The 5561-nt window shown below is 73.9% G+C and carries 5 protein-coding genes; all 5 read left to right on the forward strand.

The window, feature by feature from the left end; genetic code table 11:
• Nucleotides 1-1056 (forward strand): ATP-dependent helicase (locus VNF07_09090; protein HVB06380.1); only part of this gene is annotated, 1056 nt, incomplete at its 5' end.
• A gap of 8 nt (nucleotides 1057-1064) precedes the next feature.
• Nucleotides 1065-1733 (forward strand): sigma-70 family RNA polymerase sigma factor, encoded by a 669-nt coding sequence (locus VNF07_09095; protein ID HVB06381.1) that lies wholly within the window; start codon nucleotides 1065-1067, stop codon nucleotides 1731-1733.
• On the forward strand, nucleotides 1730-2389 hold the full coding sequence (locus tag VNF07_09100; protein ID HVB06382.1) for a zf-HC2 domain-containing protein: 660 nt from the start codon (nucleotides 1730-1732) through the stop codon (nucleotides 2387-2389). Before VNF07_09095 ends, VNF07_09100 begins: the two co-directional genes overlap by 4 nt.
• Before the next feature lie 135 nt (nucleotides 2390-2524).
• Nucleotides 2525-4786 carry a hypothetical protein gene (locus tag VNF07_09105; GenBank protein HVB06383.1) on the forward strand — a complete coding sequence of 754 codons (2262 nt, stop codon included), beginning with the start codon at nucleotides 2525-2527 and terminating at the stop codon, nucleotides 4784-4786.
• 55 nt (nucleotides 4787-4841) lie between these two features.
• A partial coding sequence (locus VNF07_09110) for an Ada metal-binding domain-containing protein (GenBank protein ID HVB06384.1) occupies nucleotides 4842-5561 on the forward strand: 720 nt, incomplete at its 3' end.

Here is a 5561-nt window from a genome sequence, read left to right on the forward strand (position 1 = left end):
CTCGTCGAGGCCTGGCTCGGCGGGCGCGACGACCTCTTCGCCGTCGGCGACGCCGACCAGGCGATCTACGGCTGGGGGGGCGCGCTCGAGGAGGCCTTCGGCGAGCTGCTCACCCGCTACCCGCAGGCGAGGGTGCTCGACCTGCAGGCGAACTACCGCTCGAGCCCGCAGATCGTCTCGGTGGCGGGCGCGCTGCGCGGCGGCCGCGAGGCGATCGCCTGCGGGCGGGAGGGGGCGAGCCCGACGCTCACCGCCTACCCGAGCGCGGAGGAGGAGGCGACAGGGGTGGCGCGGGCGATCGCCGAGCGGCGCCGCCACGGCCTCGCGGCGCGCGACTGCGCGGTGCTGGCACGCACCAACGCCCAGCTCCGTCTGCTCGGCGAGGCGCTCGAGCGCGAGGAGGTGCCGACGCGCGCCAGCCTCGGGGCCTTCCTCCTCGACCCCGAGGTCGCCGCGGCGCTGCGCACGCTGCGCGCCGCGGGGAGCCCCGAGCACCTCGCAGTCGCCCTCGGCGAGCTCGCCGCGCCGCGCCGCGGACGCTCCCCCGCCGTCGCACAGCTCGTCGAGATCGCCGGCGACTACCTCGCGATCGACCCGCTGCCGAGCGGCGGTGGCCTCGTCACCCACCTCCGTCAGTCGCTCGCCACCGACCCGGGCCCCGGCGTCGGCGACGGCGTCGACCTCCTCAGCTTCCACCGTGCGAAGGGCCTCGAGTGGCCGGTCGTCTTCGTCACCGGCCTCGAGGAGGGGCTCGTGCCCGTGGCGCACGCCCGCAGCGCGGCTGCTAAGGCCGAGGAGGCGCGGCTGCTCTACGTGGCGCTCTCGCGCGCCGAGCGGGAGCTGCACTGCTCCTGGGCCGAGCGGCGCCTGCTCGGCGGCGCCGAGCGCGAGCGGCACCGTTCGCGCCTCGTCGAAGGGCCGCTCGCCGCCCTCGAGCCGCTTGGCACAGAGCCGCAGGGCGCGAGCGCGGCGAGTCGCGCCCTCGCCGAGAGCCGTGCTCATCTCGGACGCGGCGCGCGCCGGGCGCGGTCATCCAAAGCGCCCCCTCGGCCGTAGTCCCTTGCGTGCCCGCCACCCCGACCCTCTACCGTGACCCGAGCGAAGTGGGCGACGAAGAGGGAAGCCGCCACGGGAGGGCCTCGATGATCCGTCGGACCGCTCGGCAGGACCTCCACCTCGAGGGGGAGGTCTCCGACGAGGCGCTGCTCGCCGCCATCGCCGCCGGGGACGAGCGGGCCGCCGTCGCCTTCGTCCGCCGCTACCAGCGGCGCCTCTTCGGCCTCGCCTTCGGCCTCCTCGGCGACAGCGCGCTCGCCGAGGACGTCGTGCAGGAGGCCTTCCTGCGCGTCTGGCGGCACGCGGCGATCTTCGACGCGCGGCGCGCCGCGGCACGCACCTGGGTGCTCACCATCACCCGCAACCTGGCGATCGACGCGATGCGCCTCCGCCGCTCGGCGCCGGTCAGCCCCGACGACCTCTCCCGCCTCCTCGGCAGCGATCCCCGCGCCGAGGAGGAGTTCAACCGCTCGCCGGCCGCCGAGGAGGTGCGCAAGGCGCTGCGCACCCTCCCCCACGAACAGCAGCGCGCCCTCGTGCTCGCGACCCTCTACGGCTACACCGCCGCCGAGGTGGCGGCGACCGAGGGCATCCCGCTCGGCACTGCGAAGAGCCGCATCCGCCTCGCGATGCTGAAGCTGCACCACCTCGTCGAGGAGGAGGACGACGCCCGATGAGTGGCCCCGTGCGCTGTGAGGAGCGCGAGGACGCGCTCTGCGCCCTCGCGCTCGGCGAGCTGCACGGCGAGGAGCGGGCCGGGCTGCTCGCGCACGTCGAGTCCTGCAGCCGCTGCGCCGGCCTCCTCGAGCACCTCTCGTTCGTCGCGGACAGCCTCCTCGAGCTCGCCCCCGCCGCCGAGCCGCCGCTCGGCTTCGAGGTGCGGGTGCTCGAGGAGATGCGCCGCCTGCGCCCGCCGCGGCGCCACCCGCGACGCACGCTCGTCGCCGCGGCGGCGCTCGTCGTGGCGCTCGCCGGCTTCGGCCTCGGGCGGCTCGGCGCCGGCCACCCGGCACCCACCCGCGCCGCGCCCGTGGCGCTCGCCACCTTCCGCTCGGGGGCGATGAGCGAGGGCGAGGCCCTCGCCTACCCCGGCACCCCCGGCCGCTTGCTCGTCACCGTCGACGGCCTCGGCTACAGCGGCGAGGTGCGCTGCGTGGTCGTCACGACGGGCGGCAAGGTGCTGAAGGTCGGCGACTTCTGGCTCTCGAACGGCTACGGCTGGTGGGGGGTGAACCTGCCCTTCGACGCCGACGAGCTGCACGCCACGCGGCTGCTCAGCATCGGGAGCCATCCGCAGGTCGTCGCGCAGGCGAATTTCGTGGCCGCGAGCTGACGCGGCGCTCGCGGCGCGACGCCCAGCGTGGCGCCGCCCCCGCCAGGCGGGAGCCCAGGTCAACGGGGTAACATTCCCCGATCTCATGAGGCTGCCCGACCACCGGGGCGAGGAAGGTCGGTTGCAGGGGGCGTCGTGCACACGCCGAGCCGCGACCCAGTCCTGTCCGCCCCCGACGACCCGATGACGACGACGGCAACGCCCGTGTACGCGCCCGAGCGCGCGCGGCGCCCGGCGCCGCCCGCCCTCTCGCGGCTACGGGTCCTCGGGCGCCACCCCGGGGCGCTCGCGATGACGGTCTACGTGGCGCTCTCGTTCTTCGCCGACTTCCCGATCTGGCCCGGCGACCCCTCGGCCTTCCCCACCGAGGCGGGCGGCGACATCGTGCAGACGGCGTGGTTCCTCGAGTGGACGCCGTACGCCCTGCTGCACGGGCTGAACCCGTTCTTCACGAACTTCATCAACTACCCGCACGGCGTGAACATCGCCCAGAACACCGGGATCCAGCTGCTCGCGATCGTCAGCGCGCCGCTGACGTTGCTGGTCAACCCGATCGCCAGCGAGAACCTGCTGCGCTTCCTCGCCTTCCCGCTCTCGGCCTACGCCGCCTACTTCGTGCTGCGCCACTGGACCCGCTTCGCGCCGGCGGCCTTCGTCGGCGGCCTCCTCTACGGCTTCTCGCCGTACATGGTCACCCAGGGCGAGTACCACCTGAACCTCATGTTCGTGCCCTTCCCGCCGCTCATCATCTGGGCCCTCTACGAGCTGCTCGTGTCGAGGAGGGAGGCGGCGTGGCGCGCGGGGCTGCGCCTCGGGCTCTTCTGTGTCCTGCAGTTCTACATCTCCTCCGAGGTGCTGGCGACGACCGCGCTCGTCTGCGCGCCGGCGCTCTTGTTCCTCGCCCTCCTGCACTACCGGGAGGTGCCGAAACGGGCCGTGCACGCCCTTTTCGGTTTCGCCACGGCGCTCGCGGTGCTGCTGCCGCTCGTCGCCTACCCGCTCTATGAGATGCTGCGCGGGCCCGCCCACTACACCGGCCCCGCGCAGGGCTTCAACAACGTCTACAACGCCGACCTCTTCGGGGCCGTGCTGCCGACGCACAACATGGCCTTCGCGCCCGCCCGCCTCTCGGGGATCGCGATGAAGCTCGTCGCCGCCCAGGTGCAGGAGAACGGGAGCTACCTGGGCGTGCCGCTGATCGTCATCACGCTCTACCTGATGCTCCGCTACTGGCGGCGGCTGTGGCCGCTGTACGCCGGCCTCGTCGCGCTCACCGCCTTCGTCCTCTCCCTCGGCCCCCGCCTCATCGCCGACGGCCACGCGCAGTTGCTCCCCTTCCAGCTGCCCTTCGCGAAGATCGCCCACCTGCCGCTCGTCGAGAACATCCTCCCGGTGCGCCTCTCGCTCTACACCGCCTTCTTCGTCGCGGTGATCGTCGCGCTCGGGATCGACGCTTACCACGACGAGCTGCTCGCGCGGCGCGGCCCGCGGCGCTCGCGCTGGCGGGCGCTCACCCCGGCGCGCCTCGCGATGGCCCTCCTCGCCCTCGCCTGCGGGATCACGCTCGTCCCGCGCTGGCCCTACAAGGTCCTCCCGGTCAGGGTCGGGGTGCACTACTCCGAGACGGCGAAGGGGCTCTCGAGCATCCCCGTGGGGTCGACGGTCCTCGCCTACCCCTACCCGACCTCCTTCTTCGACATGGCGATGCTCTGGCAGTCCCTCGACGACATGCGCTTCCGCCTGCTCGGGAGCTACGCCCTCGTCCCCCGGCGGAGCGGCACGGCGACGATCTTCCCCGAGGTCCTCCAGCCCGAGCAGGTCGAGGCGATGCTCGTGAACAGCGTCACCGTGGTCGCCGACCCCACCCTCCCGGACCTCGTCGCCACCAAGACCTCGATCACGGCGAGCCGGGTGATCTTCATCCCGCCCGGCGTCGACCCCGACAGCGTGCACGCCACCCTGATCGGCAAGGTCGGCGGGGTCGACTACACCCACCACCGCTTCTACCTCTACAAGAACACCTTCACGCCGACCGCCGTCGACTACTCGGCGACCACCAGCTTCGTCGACGCCGCGGTCGCGAGCCCCGGGCCGCAGCACCTCCACCTCCGCGACGAGGTGGCCGTGGTCGGGACGGTCGGGCCCGGGACGGTCACCCCCGCGCTCGTGCGCGGCCTGCGCAGCTACCTCCAGCTGCACCACGTCACTGCGGTGATCCTCGGCCTCGGGATCACCGATGCCGCGGAGATCGCGAACTGGTTGCGCGCCGCGATCGGGAAGCCGACGCGCGCCGGCGGCGGAGCGATGATCTGGAACGACGTCACCAGCCGCGTCGCGCACCCGCCGCCGACGCCGACAGCACCCGCGCCCCCCGCGGTGCAGAGCGCGCTCGGCTGAGCACGATGTCTGATTCCCGCTAGCGCGGGGCGTCGCGAGCTGCCACTCTGAAGGCATGCTCGACGACGAGACGTGCTTCCGGGCCGCCCAGGCGAAGGACCCCCGCTTCGACGGCCAGTTCTTCACCGCCGTCACGAGCACCGGCATCTACTGCCGCCCGAGTTGCCCGGCGGTGACGCCGAAGCGCGCCAACATGCGCTTCTACCCGTCCGCCGCCGCTGCCCAGCAGGGGGGCTTCCGGGCCTGCAAGCGCTGCCGCCCCGGCGCCGCGCCGGGCTCTCCGGAGTGGAACAGCCGGGCAGACCTCGTCGGCCGCGCGATGCGCCTCATCGCCGACGGCTTCGTCGACCGCGAGGGGGTCGCCGGCCTCGCCGCCCGCCTCGGCTACAGCGCCCGCCAGCTCGACCGCCAGCTGTTCGCCGAGCTCGGCGCCGGCCCGCTCGCGCTCGCCCGCGCGCAGCGCGCCGAGACCGCCCGCCTGCTCCTCGAGACGACAGCCCTCCCGGTCTCCGCCGTCTGCTTCGCGGCGGGCTTCTCCTCGATCCGCCAGTTCAACGACACCGTGCGGGCGATCTTCGCCCTCACGCCGAGCGGGCTCCGCCAGCTCGGCGCGCGCCACGCCGGGCAGGGCGGCGCCGCCTCGCTCAGCCTGCGCCTCACCTACCGGGCGCCGATCGCCCTCGACGTGCTCCTCAGCTTCCTCGGCGAGCGGGCGATCCCCGGCGTCGAGGAGCTCGTCGGCGCCACCTACCGGCGCGTGCTCACGCTCCCCCAC

It is taken from the genome of Acidimicrobiales bacterium (assembly GCA_035533595.1).
Lineage (GTDB): Bacteria > Actinomycetota > Acidimicrobiia > Acidimicrobiales > Bog-793 > DATLTN01.

Excerpts from the sequence above, each read along its gene's own strand:
- VNF07_09100 (HVB06382.1), top strand. The coding sequence starts at position 1,730 with ATGAGTGGCCCCGTGCGCTGTGAGGAGCGCGAGGACGCGCTCTGCGCC.